This is a genomic window from Bacillus sp. JJ664, assembly GCF_036962205.1.
GTDB lineage: Bacteria > Bacillota > Bacilli > Bacillales > Bacillaceae_G > Gottfriedia.
In genome coordinates, this window is sequence record NZ_JBALMS010000026.1 from 1 (window position 1) to 15,874 (window position 15,874).

At 32.1% G+C, this 15,874-nt stretch carries 18 protein-coding genes; 5 read left to right on the forward strand and 13 right to left on the reverse strand.

The window, feature by feature from the left end; translation table 11 throughout:
• Positions 1-279 precede the first annotated feature (279 nt).
• Positions 280-969 (forward strand): MgtC/SapB family protein, encoded by a 690-nt coding sequence (locus V7056_RS04060; RefSeq protein ID WP_499699521.1) that lies wholly within the window; start codon positions 280-282, stop codon positions 967-969.
• A gap of 63 nt (positions 970-1,032) precedes the next feature.
• Positions 1,033-2,025: a potassium channel family protein gene (locus tag V7056_RS04065; protein ID WP_499699522.1), complete on the forward strand. Its 993-nt coding sequence runs from the start codon at positions 1,033-1,035 to the stop codon at positions 2,023-2,025.
• A gap of 55 nt (positions 2,026-2,080) precedes the next feature.
• On the opposite strand, the gene V7056_RS04070 is transcribed toward V7056_RS04065, so the two are convergent.
• Together V7056_RS04070 and V7056_RS04075 are read right to left on the reverse strand one after the other, a co-directional pair.
• Positions 2,081-2,485: a YugN-like family protein gene (locus V7056_RS04070; protein ID WP_499699524.1), complete on the reverse strand. Its 405-nt coding sequence runs from the start codon at positions 2,483-2,485 to the stop codon at positions 2,081-2,083.
• Between the two features lie 147 nt (positions 2,486-2,632).
• Entirely contained in the window at positions 2,633-3,985 is a 1,353-nt protein-coding gene (locus tag V7056_RS04075; protein ID WP_499699526.1) for a glucose-6-phosphate isomerase, read from the reverse strand.
• A gap of 196 nt (positions 3,986-4,181) precedes the next feature.
• Here V7056_RS04075 and V7056_RS04080 point away from each other — a divergent pair, with 196 nt between their 5' ends.
• Entirely contained in the window at positions 4,182-4,412 is a 231-nt protein-coding gene (locus V7056_RS04080) for a DUF378 domain-containing protein (RefSeq protein ID WP_107901554.1), read from the forward strand.
• A 44-nt stretch (positions 4,413-4,456) separates the two neighbouring features.
• Here the strand turns inward: V7056_RS04080 and V7056_RS04085 are convergent, their stop codons facing one another.
• Positions 4,457-4,843, reverse strand: coding sequence for a CvfD/Ygs/GSP13 family RNA-binding post-transcriptional regulator (locus tag V7056_RS04085; protein WP_499699527.1), 387 nt, complete (start codon positions 4,841-4,843; stop codon positions 4,457-4,459).
• A gap of 385 nt (positions 4,844-5,228) precedes the next feature.
• Here V7056_RS04085 and V7056_RS04090 point away from each other — a divergent pair, with 385 nt between their 5' ends.
• Positions 5,229-6,065, forward strand: coding sequence for an alpha/beta fold hydrolase (locus V7056_RS04090; RefSeq protein WP_499699529.1), 837 nt, complete (start codon positions 5,229-5,231; stop codon positions 6,063-6,065).
• Between the two features lie 50 nt (positions 6,066-6,115).
• On the opposite strand, the gene V7056_RS04095 is transcribed toward V7056_RS04090, so the two are convergent.
• The 6 genes from V7056_RS04095 to kapD all read right to left on the reverse strand — a co-directional run bounded on the left by V7056_RS04095 (position 6,116) and on the right by kapD (position 11,232).
• On the reverse strand, positions 6,116-7,519 hold the full coding sequence (locus V7056_RS04095; protein WP_499699530.1) for a sensor histidine kinase: 1,404 nt from the start codon (positions 7,517-7,519) through the stop codon (positions 6,116-6,118).
• The gene (locus V7056_RS04100) at positions 7,516-8,196 is read right to left on the reverse strand and encodes a response regulator transcription factor (RefSeq protein WP_499699532.1); all 681 of its coding nucleotides are present in this window, start codon (positions 8,194-8,196) and stop codon (positions 7,516-7,518) included. Before V7056_RS04100 ends, V7056_RS04095 begins: the two co-directional genes overlap by 4 nt.
• Entirely contained in the window at positions 8,193-9,179 is a 987-nt protein-coding gene (locus V7056_RS04105) for a YncE family protein (protein ID WP_499699534.1), read from the reverse strand. Before V7056_RS04105 ends, V7056_RS04100 begins: the two co-directional genes overlap by 4 nt.
• 121 nt (positions 9,180-9,300) lie before the next feature.
• Positions 9,301-10,047 carry a FixH family protein gene (locus tag V7056_RS04110; RefSeq protein WP_499699535.1) on the reverse strand — a complete coding sequence of 249 codons (747 nt, stop codon included), beginning with the start codon at positions 10,045-10,047 and terminating at the stop codon, positions 9,301-9,303.
• Between the two features lie 294 nt (positions 10,048-10,341).
• Positions 10,342-10,515, reverse strand: coding sequence for a hypothetical protein (locus tag V7056_RS04115; protein ID WP_499699537.1), 174 nt, complete (start codon positions 10,513-10,515; stop codon positions 10,342-10,344).
• Positions 10,516-10,611: 96 nt separating this feature from the next.
• Complete coding sequence (kapD, locus tag V7056_RS04120; RefSeq protein ID WP_499699539.1) at positions 10,612-11,232, reverse strand: 3'-5' exonuclease KapD; 621 nt, start codon at positions 11,230-11,232, stop codon at positions 10,612-10,614.
• A 239-nt stretch (positions 11,233-11,471) separates the two neighbouring features.
• Between kapD and V7056_RS04125 the strand changes: the two genes are divergently transcribed.
• Entirely contained in the window at positions 11,472-13,343 is a 1,872-nt protein-coding gene (locus V7056_RS04125) for a transglycosylase domain-containing protein (protein ID WP_499699540.1), read from the forward strand.
• Between the two features lie 66 nt (positions 13,344-13,409).
• Here V7056_RS04125 and V7056_RS04130 read toward each other — a convergent pair whose 3' ends face one another.
• From V7056_RS04130 to V7056_RS04145, 4 genes are all read right to left on the reverse strand, one after another.
• On the reverse strand, positions 13,410-13,967 hold the full coding sequence (locus tag V7056_RS04130; RefSeq protein WP_499699542.1) for a DUF5366 family protein: 558 nt from the start codon (positions 13,965-13,967) through the stop codon (positions 13,410-13,412).
• A 210-nt stretch (positions 13,968-14,177) separates the two neighbouring features.
• Positions 14,178-14,552 carry a hotdog fold thioesterase gene (locus V7056_RS04135; protein WP_499699637.1) on the reverse strand — a complete coding sequence of 125 codons (375 nt, stop codon included), beginning with the start codon at positions 14,550-14,552 and terminating at the stop codon, positions 14,178-14,180.
• A 163-nt stretch (positions 14,553-14,715) separates the two neighbouring features.
• Complete coding sequence (locus V7056_RS04140; protein WP_499699544.1) at positions 14,716-15,177, reverse strand: SRPBCC family protein; 462 nt, start codon at positions 15,175-15,177, stop codon at positions 14,716-14,718.
• Between the two features lie 22 nt (positions 15,178-15,199).
• Positions 15,200-15,832, reverse strand: a complete 633-nt coding sequence (locus tag V7056_RS04145) for a 3D domain-containing protein (RefSeq protein ID WP_499699639.1) — start codon at positions 15,830-15,832, stop codon at positions 15,200-15,202.
• Between the last annotated feature and the right edge of the window lie 42 nt (positions 15,833-15,874).

A 15,874-nucleotide genomic window follows, 5' to 3' on the forward strand; every position in this document is an offset into this window, starting at 1 on the left:
TTCAAAGTTCACTTCGTCGCGTCATTGGCGACTTTCTTATATTAACATCTCTTCATTTGAGAGTCAACATTATTTTTGAAGTATTTTTCATAACTTCATTTTGTTAATTTGTCGCGTCTTCTTGGCGACGTATATTAATATAACATCATGTTTTCTTCATGACAAGTCTTTTTTACTATTTTTTTTAAAAAAAAGGTTAAAAGTTTTTCATTTAATAAAGGAAGAGTAATAAGAGATGTCGAATTACGCATAAACTATATAGAAAAAGGAGTTTTCATTATGGAGCTACACCCAGATATTTTTATTAAATTACTCATTTCAGCCATGTTAGGTTCCATTATCGGTCTAGAAAGAGAATTAAAAAGAAAACCACTTGGATTAAAGACATGTCTCGTTATTTCTATTATGAGCTGTCTATTAACAATCGTATCGATAAGCTCAGCTTATAATTTTCCAAGTAGTGATTTCTTAAACATCACAATGGATCCATTACGATTACCTGCTCAAATTGTATCAGGGATTGGTTTTGTTGGTGCGGGAGTAATCTTGCGCAGAGGTAATGATACGATTGCAGGTTTAACGACAGCTGCAATGATTTGGGGAGCTTCCGGAATTGGAATTATCGTAGGGGCAGGTTTTTATTTAGAAGCCTTAGCTGGCGTAGGCTTACTAATTATAAGTGTAGAGTTGATTCCATATTTAATTAGTAAACTTGGACCAAAGAGATTAAAAGAACGAGATATCATTTTAAAGATGATTGTTAACGGGATAGAGAACATTAATACCGTAATTGATCAAATTAATGCACAAGAAATTACAGTGAAAAATATTAAGATTAAAGGACTAAGTAATGACGAGCATTATGTCCAAATGAAGCTTTTAGTTTTCAATAAACGAAGAACAACTGAAATTTATTATGATATTGAACAAATCGAAAACGTTCGAGGAATTGAAATAGAGAGTATTTAATAGTGATAACTTACATTTAATTGGTAAAAATAAGTGTTACGAGATAGTGATGGAGGAATGCACTTGAAAGTATTTCGTAACACACCTACTTATTTTAAATCCTATACGCTTTTTAAAGTTACGTTCATCTTAATTACACTGATCGTTGCTTTTGGTGTCATTATACACTTTGCAGAACCATTTACTTTCCCAACAGTTTGGGATGGACTCTGGTGGTCATTAGTGACAACATTTACAGTTGGTTATGGTGATTATGTTCCATTCTCCCCTGTCGGTCGTTTTTTTGCTGTTGTCTTAATTCTACTTGGAACAGGACTAGGATCGTATTACATGATTTCTTTTTCAGCACAGGCATTTCGAAATCAGGATGCCGATTTTAAAGGAACACTTACATTTTCTAAAAAAAATCACATCATAATAGTTGGATGGAATGAACGTGTTAAAAATGTCATAAAACAATTACGCGAAACGTCAAATTCAACACATATTGTACTAATTGATGAAAGTTTAGAATTATTACCGCCTGATTTAGAAAAAGTACATTTTGTAAAGGGAAGTGGAGCAAGCGACCCTATTTTAGAAAAAGCAAATATACGATCAGCACATACCATACTAATTACCGCTGATCAGAATAAAAATGAACATGATGCCGACATGCAAACAATCTTAACAATCATCGCAGCTAAAGGTGTGACATCATCGATAAATTGTATTGCTGAAATTTTAACAAAAAATCAAGTTATCAATGCAACAAGAGCTGGAGCAGATGAAATTATTGAAGTAAATTTGTTAACATCATTTGTCATGGCAGGGTCAATCGTTCATAAAGGGTATTCAGATGTACTCCTTAAACTATCAAACCAACTTGAGAATTTGACTGTTAAAATGATTGAAGTAGATCGACACATGATTGGCCAATTTTTTTATGACATTGTTATAGAAGAGATGAACAATAACAAAATTGTTATTGGCGTTGTCAGAAATAAAAACACGTTGATTAGACCTGAAAATACGTTGAAGATTGAAGAAAATGATTTACTTATTTCTCTAGTTTGAATTACATAAGTACACAAAAAAGAGCCATTTCAATTGAGGATGGCTCTTTTTCTACTTAAGTTAAGTAAGATTCAACTGATTTGAGAATTTCTCTACCCTTTTTTTGATACTTTCCTGGTACATTTGCATCTGGTTCAATTGGCTCTTGGAATTGATTGATCGAAGCTGTTACATTTCCTTCAATACCGACATTATCATCTAAACCTTTATTATAAACATGTGTTAACAAGTAAGGTGTTTTAAATTGAATAACCGCACCATCCACATCTAATGATCCAGATGTTACTTTAAAAGGTAATCGCAAATATTGATATCCATGGTCATTTGCCATTAGTAAATCAAAACTACCATGATCGAAATCCCAATTGGGTCCGATAACAAATCCATGACTTTTTAAATTTTCTTCAATATGATTCAGTACAAATGTTTGATTTTCTAGCTTTGATTCTAAAGGATACATTCTTTTTCTCCTCCTTTTTATAGATAGTATTTTCCAAGAACGTAAAAACATGAACGTTAAATTAAAGCAAATTTTGAATAACTTATCACTTTTGTAGGAAGAAAATAAAAAACCGTTGTTAAAAAATTAACAACGGTTTCTTCTATATTATTTTAAACGCTCTTCTAATTGCATTTTTAATTCTTCAAATCCAGGCTTACCTAATAGTGCAAACATGTTTTTCTTATATGCTTCTACACCAGGTTGATCAAACGGATTCACCCCTAATAAATAACCGCTCATCGCACACGCTAATTCAAAGAAATAAACAGTATAACCAAAAGTATACTCATCTAATTTAGGTAAATTAACAACTAAACTTGGTACACCACCATCTGCATGCGCTAAAATTGTGCCTTCAAAAGCTTTTTTGTTAACGAAGTCCACAGACTTACCTGCTAGATAGTTTAAACCATCTGAATCATTATCTTCAAGTTCAATCGTTAATTCGTGACGAGCACTTTCAACATTAATGACTGTTTCAAACAAGTCACGACGACCTTCTTGAATATATTGTCCTAAAGAATGTAAATCGGTTGAGAAGTTTGCAGAAGATGGGAAAATCCCTTTTTGATCTTTTCCTTCACTTTCGCCAAACAGCTGCTTCCACCATTCACCAAAGTATTGAAGTGAAGGCTCATAATTCACAAGCATTTCAATCGTTTTACCTTTGCTATATAAAACATTACGTACTACTGCGTATTGATACGCTTGATTATCTTCTAACTCAGAAGAATTATATTCATTTAGTGCACTTTGAGCACCTTTCATCATCTGTTCAATATCTAATCCAGCAGCAGCAATTGGTAATAATCCTACTGCTGTTAGAACAGAATATCTCCCGCCAACATCATCAGGAATGACAAATGTTTCGTATCCTTTTTCATCTGCTACTGTTTTTAAAGCACCTCTAGCTTTATCAGTTGTTGCATAAATACGAGCTTTCGCTTCTTCCGCACCATATTTTTCTTCTAATAACTTTCTAAAGATACGGAATGCAATTGCAGGCTCAGTTGTTGTACCAGACTTAGATATAACATTAATCGAAAAGTCTTTGTCTTTTAACAGTTCAATTAAATCATGCATGTATGTAGAACTAATATTATTTCCAACGAAGAACACTTGTGGCGCTTTTCTTTCTACCTTCGATGTTATATTGAAAAATGAATTTTGAAGCATTTCGATTGCAGCACGAGCCCCTAAATAAGACCCACCGATTCCAATGACTAAAAGTACGTCTGAATCTGATTTAATTTTATTCGCAGCTTTTTGAATACGAGAGAATTCATTTTGATCATATTCATTCGGTAAGTCTACCCAACCTAAGTAGTCATTACCAGCACCTGTTTTTTCATGAATCGTATGATGAAATAATTTTACTGCATCTCTTAAATATGTAAGTTCATGTTCTTGAAAAAATGATTTCGCTTTTGAATAATCAAATTTGATATGAGAAGTCATTTGAAACCTCCTAAAATAATTTATACTTTACAATGTACCGAAATATAATATTCAAAGCAAGTATCTACACTTAAATATTTGTGAATTTTTTAACATTCACTTATTCGTATTGAAAATTATTTTTTTGTTCATTACATAATCTCAAAAGAATGAGAGAAAATATGTTAGAAGGTAATGAAAAAGGAGGTAAACTTTAATGAGTACTCTACAACGTATTGCACTTATCTTCACAATTATTGGGGCAATCAATTGGGGATTAATTGGTTTTTTCCAATTTGACTTAGTTGCTGCTATATTTGGCGGAGCAGATTCTGCCTTTGCTCGAATAATATACGGTATCGTTGGTATTTCAGGTTTAATTAACCTTGGCTTGTTATTCAAACCTTCTGAAGAGCTAGGTACACACCCTGAAACGAACGATATTTAATGATACATTTTCAAATTAAAAAGGAAGGGAAAAACCCTTCCTTTTTAATTTGTCATATTCTCTTTTTTCATTTCAACATGGATCCATTCATTTAACTTTTTGTTCAATGTACTAAACCCATCTGGTTTTAATTCTCTTAACAGCCTTGCCGCATGTTTTAAATTCTCATCACCATTTACCCCTTGATCAAGACTTGCTCCTTTTAAAGATAAACTTATTTTCCCGGTCATCTCGTCAATAGACAGTACACGTACATTCACTGTTTGCCCGACAGAGATATAATCTCGAATATCACGAACATAGCCATTAATAATTTCGGATATATGGACTAGTCCTTGAGTTTGGTGATCAAGTGATATAAAGGCACCATACGTCTGAATTCCAGTTACTTTTCCAGTGTAGACTTTCCCAATATTGTAGTTTTGTGCCATTAAAAACACTCCTATTTTCGTTCAATCCAAATAAATTTTAGCACACACAGTCCAACTTTTAAAGCAACTACATAAACACATCATGGCACTTTTCAAATATATTTGTTATTTACCCTTACTGTATTATAGTCATTTTAAAGGTTGGGCTATATCTATTATTTAAAATTTCCTTCTTTATTTAGAATTGACGAAAAACTAAAAAAATAAAAGCGCTGAATATAGGAACATTTTGATTAAACCCTTTTTCGAGCACCATTGTCTTTTATGGTAAGTACTCGTTGAAAAGACTCAACTAATGTCCAATAAAAAGAGTATCATTAAAAAAAAGCATTTTCTCCTTTCATTTGGACATAATAATCCAAAATCTAAGAAAGGAGTTTTGATGATGAGTCATTCTGAAACAATCCAATCTACTTATAAAGTCTTTGGACTGGATGTCTATTATGAACTATATGGGTATCAAAATATTGATAAGAAAGATTCCAAGGTATTTGTATGTATACATGGGTTTTTATCATCGTGTTTTAGCTTCCGCAGACTGATACCATTTATCGCAAAAGATCATATTGTACTTGTTATTGATTTACCTCCGTTTGGTAAAAGTGGAAAGCACCTTAATTTTACTTACTCCTACGATAATTTTGCGAATGTGGTTATTTCACTTGTAGATCATCTAAAACTAGATAAAGTTAACTTGGTAGGTCATTCTATGGGTGGACAAATATGCCTTTATGTTGCTAAGAAGAAACCTGAATTTGTAAATAAGGTCATTTTACTTTGTAGTTCGGGGTATTTAGGTAAAGCAAACCCTCATTTAATACTTTCATCTTATTTTCCTTTTTTCCATCTATACGTAAAGAGAACAATAACTAAACAAGGAATCATGCATTCACTAAACTCAGTTGTACATAATCAAAATCTAATTGATGAAGAAATGATAAACGGTTACAAAGAACCTTTTTTACAAAATGAAATTTTTAGAGCACTAACAAAAATGATTCGGGATCGTGAAGGGGACTTAAGTCCAACTGATTTACAAAACATATCTGTTCCAACTCTTCTAATTTGGGGAGAAAAAGATAAGGTTGTACCGCTAGAAATCGGAAAAAGACTACATCAAGATTTAAAACAATCTATTTTGGTCACTTATCCAGAAGCTGGCCATTTAATTCCTGAAGAAATTCCGGAGCATATTTATGATCGAATCGCTAATTTTGTTTAACCTCTAAAATATAAAAAAACAAACCTGAAGCTAATTTGCTACAGGTTTGTTTACATTTCAAATAATGGCAAAGATACAATTGTTTTTAATCCTTGCCCTTCAATATTCATAAAAGAGATGTTCCCATTATGTTGTTCAATGATTTGCTTAACAATCGCTAGTCCGAGGCCAGTTCCACCTTCGTTTCTTGATCTTGCTTTATCTACTCTATAAAATCTTTCACCTAAATGAGCAATTTCCTCTTCTGGTACCCCTTTACCTTGATCTACAATTTCTAGTACAACCTTTTTACTCTGTCTTAATGTAATCGTAATTGATTTACCTGAAGGCGTATAACGAATTGAATTATCTAGTAAATTGTGAATAACCTGTTGAAAACGATCCGGATCAACACTCGCAATAATTGATTCATCTAACCGTTTATGCACAATTATGTGTTTTTCTTTCAAGAATTGTGTATAAGTTTCGAGGGTATCTTCAATTAATTGGGCTAGTACATTCGGCTCTTGTCTTAAAGGGATGTTTTGACCATCTAAAGTTGCTAAATCTAATAAGTCACGAACAAGTCTTTGCATGCGGCCCGCTTCCTTTTGAATGATGCCTACATATTTCATTTGCTGTTCTGGTTTCACTACTCCATCAAGAATCGCTTCACTATAGCCCTTAACATAACTAAGCGGAGTTCTTAATTCATGAGAAACATTTGCTAAGAATTCTTTTCTATTTTCATCTTCTTTTTGTAAAGAATCTGACATTGAATTAAATGCGATCGCTAGTTTACCAACTTCATCCCCACTATCATGCAGAATTCGTTCAGTATAATCACCATTTGCCATTTTGTAAGAAATTTGTTCCATACGTGACAATGGTTTAATCATTTGCTGGATAATTCTCCTACCAATGATTAGTACAATTACTGCAAATAATAGTGCACTAACAAAAAAGATCCACTTCGATTGTTGAATTAAATCGGTAATACTTCTTAAAGGCAAGTGTAAATAGATAATCCCTTCAAGTTTTTCTTTTTTCACTACAGGCACAACGACTCCAATAATTTGGCGTTTAAATCTTTCTTCAAAACCTGTTTTTGTAATAACTTTTCCTTGCAATAATGTTTCTCTGTCATCTTCTGTAATAAATGACTGATGACTTACATTATAAGGAATACATGCACTTAAATCTCGAGGATTACTAACATATAATACATTCGCATTTGACACTTTTTCGAACTCCGATACAAATCTCTCAAAATCTTTTATATTACTCTCGTGATAGTGCTTTACTATATTTTCACCTTCTTGAATCAATGTAGAACGTACATATGAAACGTATAATTGTTTATATGCAAATTGAAACATTAAAAAAAAGAAAATCGTTGTACAAATGACGATTATACAAATTGTTAACCATAGCTTTTGTAAAAATGAAAATGAATATATAATGTTNNTTTTCATCCATTCATTCCAAACTTATATCCTACACCCCAAACTGTAGAAATATAATCCGCATCTTGTCCAAGTTTAATTCTTAAAGTTTTAATATGAGTATCAACCGTTCGAGCAGTTCCAAAATAGTCGATTCCCCACACCTTCTCTAAAATCTGTTCACGACTGAAAACATAATCTTGATGTTTACTAAAAAAGAGCAGTAAATCATATTCCTTTAACGTAAGTGATAGTTCTTTGTTTGTGACAAAAACACTTCTAGCTTTTTCGTTAATCTCTATGTTTCCTATTTTTATTAAAGTTGAACTACCTTCATGGTTTTTTGTCCTTCTAAGAACAGCGTCTACTCTCGCAATTAACTCTCCTGGACTAAATGGTTTTACAATATAATCATCTGCTCCCATTTTTAGTCCACTCACTTTATCCCATTCTTCCCCTTTTGCAGTTAAAAAAATGACTGGGACTTCCCGTGTTTCTCTTATTTTCTTACAAAGAGTCCATCCATCCATAATAGGCATCATAATATCTAATATTAATAGTTCATAGTTATATTGATTGATTAATTTTAATGCATCTTCTCCATTGTTTGCCTGGTGCCAACTATACCCATTATTCTCTAAATACATTCCAACTAATTGGCAAATTTCTTGTTCATCATCTACGATTAATATTTTTCTTTCACTCATTGATGATTAACCTCTCTTAATAATAATTGAAAAGGCCCTCTTCCCACTGCGGCTTCATTTGTGATCTTCATTGTTGATGTATTGATCTCATACAATTTGTTTAAATCATAACTCGCCACGTAAGCTGTATGTTGATATCCGATTGCTGAATAAGGATTAGAACCTACTTCTAGAAATTCTTTCTGATTAGTCATGTTCGGATTTAATTTATAAATTTGATTCGTTCCGTGAGCAATTGTAAACACCCCATCATTATTTTGAAAGAATGAAATCGGCATTAAAGGTGTATGAAGGGCTTTTATAAACTCACCACTGACAGTAGAAAAAATTCTCACATCTTCGTTTTCTACTTCACCATTTCCATGTCCCCCAATATAAAGTTCGGAAGAATTCTCATTTAAATATAATCCGTTTGACGTTAACGGCACTTCGATTGTTTGATCTACTTTTAAGCTATCTAGATTAATTCCTACTACTCTTTTTTCATTAAATAAACTCACAAATAGCTTGTTATGAATTGGATCTTCAATCATTGAAGTAGGATTTTTACCTACTTTTAATTTTTTTACTACTTTTCCTTTTTGGCTAAAAAACGTAATTGTATTTTCTTCTCCATTAGAAACCGCAACCATGTCTTTACTATTTAAAGAAACCATATTCGTAATCCCTTTTTCACTTTGCCAACTTTTCATTTTTTCCCCGGATGAAAGTTGATATAAATCAATAATTGGATCTTCAGGATGGTAAACAGCGATTATCTTTCCATTATTAAGTAAGGCTGCTCCACTTACTTCTCTATTTAAATTCCAATCTGTTACCTTTTTTAAGTTTTTTTGATTTAGGAATGTTAAACTTCCTACTTTTTTATTTACTGAGATAATTAAGTTCTTCTTCACACTAATCGCATCTAATTTAAGATTCATGCAGCTTGATAACGCGAGGCTACAAGATAGAGCAATCATACAGATCCATACTTTCTTCAATCCCATCACCACCGTTACTTAACCTTCTATCAATTAAACTTCTATCAAACTTAACCTTCTATCTAAAAAAGAAGCTATCCTTATTGAAATCTATAATGAAAGGATAGCATTAGTCTATTATTTAGTTAACAGTTACTTCTTTTTCAATATGATCGTGTAGTTCACCTTTTTCAACATGGACTTTCATAAAGTTCTTTCCGTTCGACTTGAACGTATATTTCACTTCGTATTCACCCGGTGATACTTCTTTTGCATCTGTATAATCATGTTTACCATTTGCTTCTTTCCAAGTTTCAATACGCACATTTGCTTTGTCTAATGCTTCACCTTCATCTGTTTGAATGTGAATTGTATATAAGTTTTCTTTATTTACTTGAATCTTTTCTGTTCCCATTAAATGAATCATAAGTTCCCCATGATGGTGTCCTTCTTCATGAGCACTATGGTCATCTTTTATACTACTTTTGCTCTTAGATGAATTCGCCTCATTTACTTTAAAGTCTTTTTTAGGCATTGAATGTTGATCCCTTGCAGTAATATGAGCAACAACGTAAAAATCTCCTGGCTCAGTAAATTTATATTTAGCTGAGTAAATCCCATCTGTACCATTTTCCGCTTCAAGCATGGCTAAACTATCTTCGCCTTGCTTACCAATTTCGAATTGTACTTCATCTGCATCTGAAACAACTTTTTTATTTTGTGTAACTTCCGCTCGGAACGTTATCTCTTTATTAACATTTATATCAGCCGTTGGTAAAAGAATAGTAACATCTAATGGTTTTTCAACTTCTTGCTCTTTTTCTTTCCCATTTGAGCAGCCGACAGTGATCATCATACATGCAATTAATACACTAAGTACTTTTTTCATATGTATTGCCTCCTAAATTTCTTCCATAAAAGATTAACAGATAAATGTGATGAAAATGTGATATATCATTCAAAAAAAAGAGACCTTATATAGTAAGTCTCCATTTTAAAAGAATTTATTCATTTCAGTTTGTAGACAAAGTATAAAAACTAATAGGCTCTGACTGATTGCAAATGCTTGTCTTTCGAGGTGCTATGTCTGATGAGGAGCTTAATTTACCTTTGACGGTAATGAGCATCGCAAGCAGGCGAAGCAACAAAGAGAGCGAGCGTTTGGCGGGCAGTCTAAATGAACTTATTCATTTGATTTGTTTTTTTCATCAATTTCCATTAATCGTTTCTCTTCTTTTAAAGATGCTTTTTTAATTAAATAAAAAGTTGCAAAGGCACCAATCATAAAAATAACTAGAGAAATAACAGCAGGTATATACTCTGTTTTATCCTCTGGAAAATATAAGAATTCCATCATTACTATATCACTCCCACTGCCAATTATACTTATTTATGGTACATAAGCATAGTAATAACCAAAATAAAAACCAATTGATTAATTTTCAATTGGTTTTTAATATGAAGAAATTCTTTTTTTAAATGAAGAAAAATCAACGATATCACCAATAGTTGCAGGTGCAGGCTTCTTCATATATTGTTTATCTTTTTCTACTAATTTAAAAATATGATACGTTGTTAGTGCGTCATCTAATGCTTTATGATGATTCCCTGTTCCATCTTTCCCGTATTCTTTCATTGCATTCCATAACCCTGTTTGATTTTGATTACCAAAAAAGGTCTTATACTCTAGACAAAGGTCTCTTACTTCCCCTTTAATTGGAAATTGAATATTAGCAGCATCACAGTTATGCTTTAGTACTCTCATATCCATATTTCCCCAAGTAATAACGGTCGTATTGTATTGACTAGTTACATCATTTAGTTTTTCTGCAAGCTCTTTAAGCTTGATACCTTGATCAACATTTTTCTGTGAAATATTTAAAAATCTTTTACATCTTGAGGATAAGGTCGGAAATTGAATTGGTTTCACAAATGAGGAATAGGTCTGGTTGATTTCTTCATTAACGACACTTACAAAACCTACTTCAATAATTTCAGGAAAAAATTTGATTCCCTTCGATCGACCATCTGGCATTGTAAATTCAAAATCAATAAACAAGAACTGCTCTTTCATTACCTCACCTCCTGAAAAAATAAATATTTTCTGATTTTTTACTATTGTCTTATATGCTAAGTGATTATTCAAGTATGATATCCATTTTTCATAATATTTGCTTATTAAATTAATATATCAGCATTGTGTAAAAAATAACAAAGAGTGACCAACTAAATGAAATTTCATGTTAAAATAATATACGTTCGTTTAATTTGTATTAACGAATCAAAAAATACGAAAGTATATAGAGGGCTATTATGAGAAAAATTATTGGTTTTATCTTTATTATAATAAGCTTTCTTGTCTTTTATTTCACATCTGAGAAGGCCTTGTTTGCATACGAGAACTCTAAAAATATTCCTAAGAAAACAGTTGAAGAACTGCCAGTCATTTCATTGTCGCAAAATAGTATTTTTTACGACCGAAATAACAAACCTTTTTACATTCCAGGTTCTGGTGAGAATAGAATTAATTTAAAAAGTAGTGAAATTCCTCAACTTGTTAAAGATATTTTTATTTCAACAGAAGATCGATACTTTTATTCTCACAAAGGGGTAGATCTTTTTGGTGTCGCAAGGGCAATGATGGTAAATGTCTCAAATAGTGGAATAGAACAAGGAGCTAGTACAATTACACAGCAGCTTGCTCGTAATCTATATTTAACGCATGAACGATCAGTTGAACGAAAAGTAAAAGAAATTGAAATTTCACTTCAACTAGAGAAGCAATTTTCTAAAGATCAAATTTTAACGATGTACATTAATACGATTTACTTTGCAAATCGTAATTATGGAATTGAAGCAGCAAGTAAAGCATATTTCAGTAAATCAGTAAAAGATTTAAGCTTAGCTCAAACTGCTTTTGTTTGTACAATTCCGAATAACCCAACTCTGTATGATCCATTTAAAAATTTTGATCATTCAAAGAAACGCCAAGAAAGAATTCTTGGTATTCTAAAAGAACAAGGAATTATAACAGCTAAGCAATATGATGTAGCAATTAAAGAGAAAATTACGTTAAAAACCGATAGTAGAGTACAAGAGTATCCAGATTATTATTCTTATGTAGATTATGAATTAAAGAAAATACTTTCTGGTAGAAAAGGTAAATTCCTAACTTCTAAATTGACTGCTGCACAACAAGCAGAATTAAGAAAACTTAAGACTGTTGATGAAAGAGTAACGTATTTACAAAACCAAGGGTTAAGTATTTATACGAGTTTAAATCCATATGTACAAGAAGCGACAGTAAAAGCTGTAAACCAAGGTACATTATCAACTAATACTGATGGAGCAGCTGTCGTCATAAGAAATAATAGTCATGAAATTATAGCCCTTTCAGGTGGTAGAAACTATGAATCTCAAAATCTAAATAGAGCTTATCAGGACTTTAGACAACCTGGCTCTACGATTAAGCCATTACTAGTGTACGCACCATATATTGATTATCTAGGTGCAACACCAGATACAAAAGTAAGTGCTAATGAATACTGTAAAGGTACTTATTGCCCGAAGAATGATAGCAGAAAAGAATATGGTGATGTTTCCTTACGAACTGCAATGCAGAATTCTTATAATACAGCAGCAGTTCGATTGTATGAACAGCTTACACCAAGTGTTGCTTATCGTTATTTAGACAAATATAAATTTGAAAAAATATCAGCTAAAGACCGATACGAGTATGGCCGTGCTCTTGGTGGATACGATATTGGTATGTCGCCACTAGAAATGACAAGTGCTTACACAACATTTGGTAACGATGGCGTATATTATGAAAATAGCGCGATTCAAAGAATCACGTTGAGAGATGGTACAGTTGTTTATGAAAATAATCCGTCCTCAGTTAGAGTGTATAGTTCAAATACAACTCATACGATGAGAAGCATGTTACACTCTGTCGTACAAAATGGTACTGCACGACGTATTAATATGCCTTTAGATTATATTGGTGGCAAAACAGGTACGACAAATGATAATACGAATTTATGGTTTATGGGATTAACTTCAAATTATACAATTGGAACATGGATTGGGAATAAACGACCAAGCCAACCAATCCCTAAAAATTACTCTGTTCCACCTCCGCAAATTATGTGGAGAGACATTGTACAAGAAACAAACTTAAAATAAGTCACAAAAAAAGTAGCACTTTTGACGAATATCAAAAGTGCTACTTTTTTATTTCCTGACATTTCTTTAAAAAGGTAAGGCCGTGATAAATTCAGCAAATAATGTAAAGTAAGCATATATTACGCCACTTCCTATTACCGACCAAATCGCTAATTGAAAAACGATAAAACCAATCATACCAAGCACTGTAAAGTTAACAGATTGCTTAATAAGAAATAAAATAATAAATGCAATAATCGTTACAAGAAGAACAATTGCAATATACAATAACGAGCTATTTAAGAAAACTGCTAATAGTCCACCTATAATAAATACATATGAGAATTTTTTACTTGCCAATAAGTCTATCCCCTCACGATCCTTTGAGAAGAAAAGTAAGGCAAACTGCCAAAATAAATCCGTAATTAGTTTTAACCCACATAAAACTAAAAAGATAATAAATGAAATACCTAAAAATGTTAATATTCTAATTTCCTTTTCAGGCATTATATCAGTTAGTGGTTGAAGAATACCTGATACTGATAAGAAGTTTATAGTCAATTGGAATAAATTCAATGTAATGGCGACTGTAAACAAAATAATAGATAAAAACGCAAAGTAACTTGTGTAATAAATATTTTTCATTAAATGTCTCCTTTCTTATCTACTAAAGGAAATATTCCTTTTTGCAGAGGATGTCTCACGTTACTTATGAAACCTTTTATACACAACAGTAATTATTTTACCATAAGTTTATAGAAATTTAGACTTGTTTCTTATTTTTCTTTATTCTAAAAAGTATAAAAAAGAAAAAGGATACTGTTTCACATCATGTGAAAAGCATCCTTTCGTTTACTATTTACGCTTATCTTTTATAGCGACTGTACATCTAGAGATACAGATTAATTGTTCTTCTTCATCGTAGATTTTAATATCCCAAACCATTGTTGTTTTTCCTGTATGTACGGCCGTACCAATCGCAGTGACAAATCCATCACGTACTGAACGCAAATGATTTGCATTAATTTCGAGTCCAAATGCTAATTGATTTTCTTGATCAATCATAGAGAATGTACCAACACTTGCAACTGATTCTGCTAATGCCACTGATGCACCACCATGTAAGTAACCAAATGGCTGATGTACATTTTCTGTTACTTCCATCTTCATGACAACTTTACCCTCTTCTACTGATTCAATCGACATGCCTAATGCCTTCATTAAAGTCATTTTGTCTTCCATTACTTCTCCGCCTCTCATGTTCTCACTCCTATCATACTGCTCTTTCACTCTTATTAAAAATAATTCACATACAATAAATTCTACATACTAAACTTTAATTCCTTTACATAAAAAATCCCTCTAACTCTTAACAGTTAGAGGGATTACTTATTTAATATATACCGTCGAATCTTTTTTCAGCGTATTCCTTTAAATCATTCATTTGTTTAGTAAGAATTCGCTTTGTGAACCAACTATAAAGAAAGCCCACCATCTTCGCCATAGAAGAATACATTTCTACATTACACTCATAATCTAAACGGGTTTGATTTGTTTCAACTGAAGAAAATCGATAATAAACGTCAACTTGAAATGATGAGTGCTTTAAACGAATTCCAAGCTCTTTTGGTCGATTATACGAAAGGACTTCTCCGTCGTATTCTTGAATTTCCCCATCTTCCTTTAAGCGTTGGATAAACTTTTTACCAACTGGATTTTCATAATCGAAATCATCTTCGTAAATATTTTCTACAAAGCCTTCCAGCCATTTTTTCATATGTTCATCAGAATTCACTACTTCAAAAACAGTATTGATTGGTGCTTTAATTACTTGGCTATAGACTGTTTTTTTCATAACTCATCATTCTCCATCCAAATTAATTCCTCGTTTGTTGTCTAAATACTTGTAATGAATTTTGCTCATTTAGAGTCTTTAAATCAGTTTCAGTAAACTTTCCTGACCCTTTTTTAATAACATATACCGTTAATCTCTTCTTTCCCCAATGCTCAAAGACATCTCCTACAGTATGATAATACAAATCCAAATGATGTCCTTTTACCGCTGCACCTTTATCAGCTACAACACCATATCCATAGCCCGGAATAAATAAGATCGTTCCGATTGGAAAAACATTTAAATCTGCTGCGATTGTTGAAAATACATCCCTTTTAACACCTACACCTGAATACGTAATTCCATAAGATTGATCATTTGGATTCTTCCCAGTAGATTCCTTTCCTGCAGTATAGCCTGTTGCAGTTACAGTTATTTGCTTATAGCTACTCCAGTTTGTATTCTTTTCAATATTTTTCACAATAGTTGCCATCGTTTTTTCGTTAATAAATTGTTTTGAATTTTCTTCTGCATAAACATGTTGAAGTTCTGCAGATTGTTTGAACCACTTCGTAAAATTCACTAATTGTGCATTAGAAACGATTTTAGCTGTTGAGACTAATGCAAGAATGAATAATATAGTAATGATCAATTGACTAAACAATTTTTTATTTATACGCAATGAATCATTTCACTCCTTTTCATTCTTTCATCATTC

Excerpts from the sequence above, each read along its gene's own strand:
- V7056_RS04060 (WP_499699521.1), top strand. The coding sequence starts at position 280 with ATGGAGCTACACCCAGATATTTTTATTAAATTACTCATTTCAGCCATG.
- V7056_RS04070 (WP_499699524.1), bottom strand. The coding sequence starts at position 2,485 with ATGTATCCTTTAGAATCAAAGCTAGAAAATCAAACATTTGTACTGAAT.
- V7056_RS04075 (WP_499699526.1), bottom strand. The coding sequence starts at position 3,985 with ATGACTTCTCATATCAAATTTGATTATTCAAAAGCGAAATCATTTTTT.
- V7056_RS04080 (WP_107901554.1), top strand. The coding sequence starts at position 4,182 with ATGAGTACTCTACAACGTATTGCACTTATCTTCACAATTATTGGGGCA.
- V7056_RS04085 (WP_499699527.1), bottom strand. The coding sequence starts at position 4,843 with ATGGCACAAAACTACAATATTGGGAAAGTCTACACTGGAAAAGTAACT.
- V7056_RS04090 (WP_499699529.1), top strand. The coding sequence starts at position 5,229 with ATGAGTCATTCTGAAACAATCCAATCTACTTATAAAGTCTTTGGACTG.
- V7056_RS04100 (WP_499699532.1), bottom strand. The coding sequence starts at position 8,196 with ATGAGTGAAAGAAAAATATTAATCGTAGATGATGAACAAGAAATTTGC.
- V7056_RS04110 (WP_499699535.1), bottom strand. The coding sequence starts at position 10,047 with ATGAAAAAAGTACTTAGTGTATTAATTGCATGTATGATGATCACTGTC.
- V7056_RS04115 (WP_499699537.1), bottom strand. The coding sequence starts at position 10,515 with ATGATGGAATTCTTATATTTTCCAGAGGATAAAACAGAGTATATACCT.
- kapD (WP_499699539.1), bottom strand. The coding sequence starts at position 11,232 with ATGAAAGAGCAGTTCTTGTTTATTGATTTTGAATTTACAATGCCAGAT.
- V7056_RS04125 (WP_499699540.1), top strand. The coding sequence starts at position 11,472 with ATGAGAAAAATTATTGGTTTTATCTTTATTATAATAAGCTTTCTTGTC.
- V7056_RS04130 (WP_499699542.1), bottom strand. The coding sequence starts at position 13,967 with ATGAAAAATATTTATTACACAAGTTACTTTGCGTTTTTATCTATTATT.
- V7056_RS04135 (WP_499699637.1), bottom strand. The coding sequence starts at position 14,552 with ATGACTTTAATGAAGGCATTAGGCATGTCGATTGAATCAGTAGAAGAG.
- V7056_RS04140 (WP_499699544.1), bottom strand. The coding sequence starts at position 15,177 with ATGAAAAAAACAGTCTATAGCCAAGTAATTAAAGCACCAATCAATACT.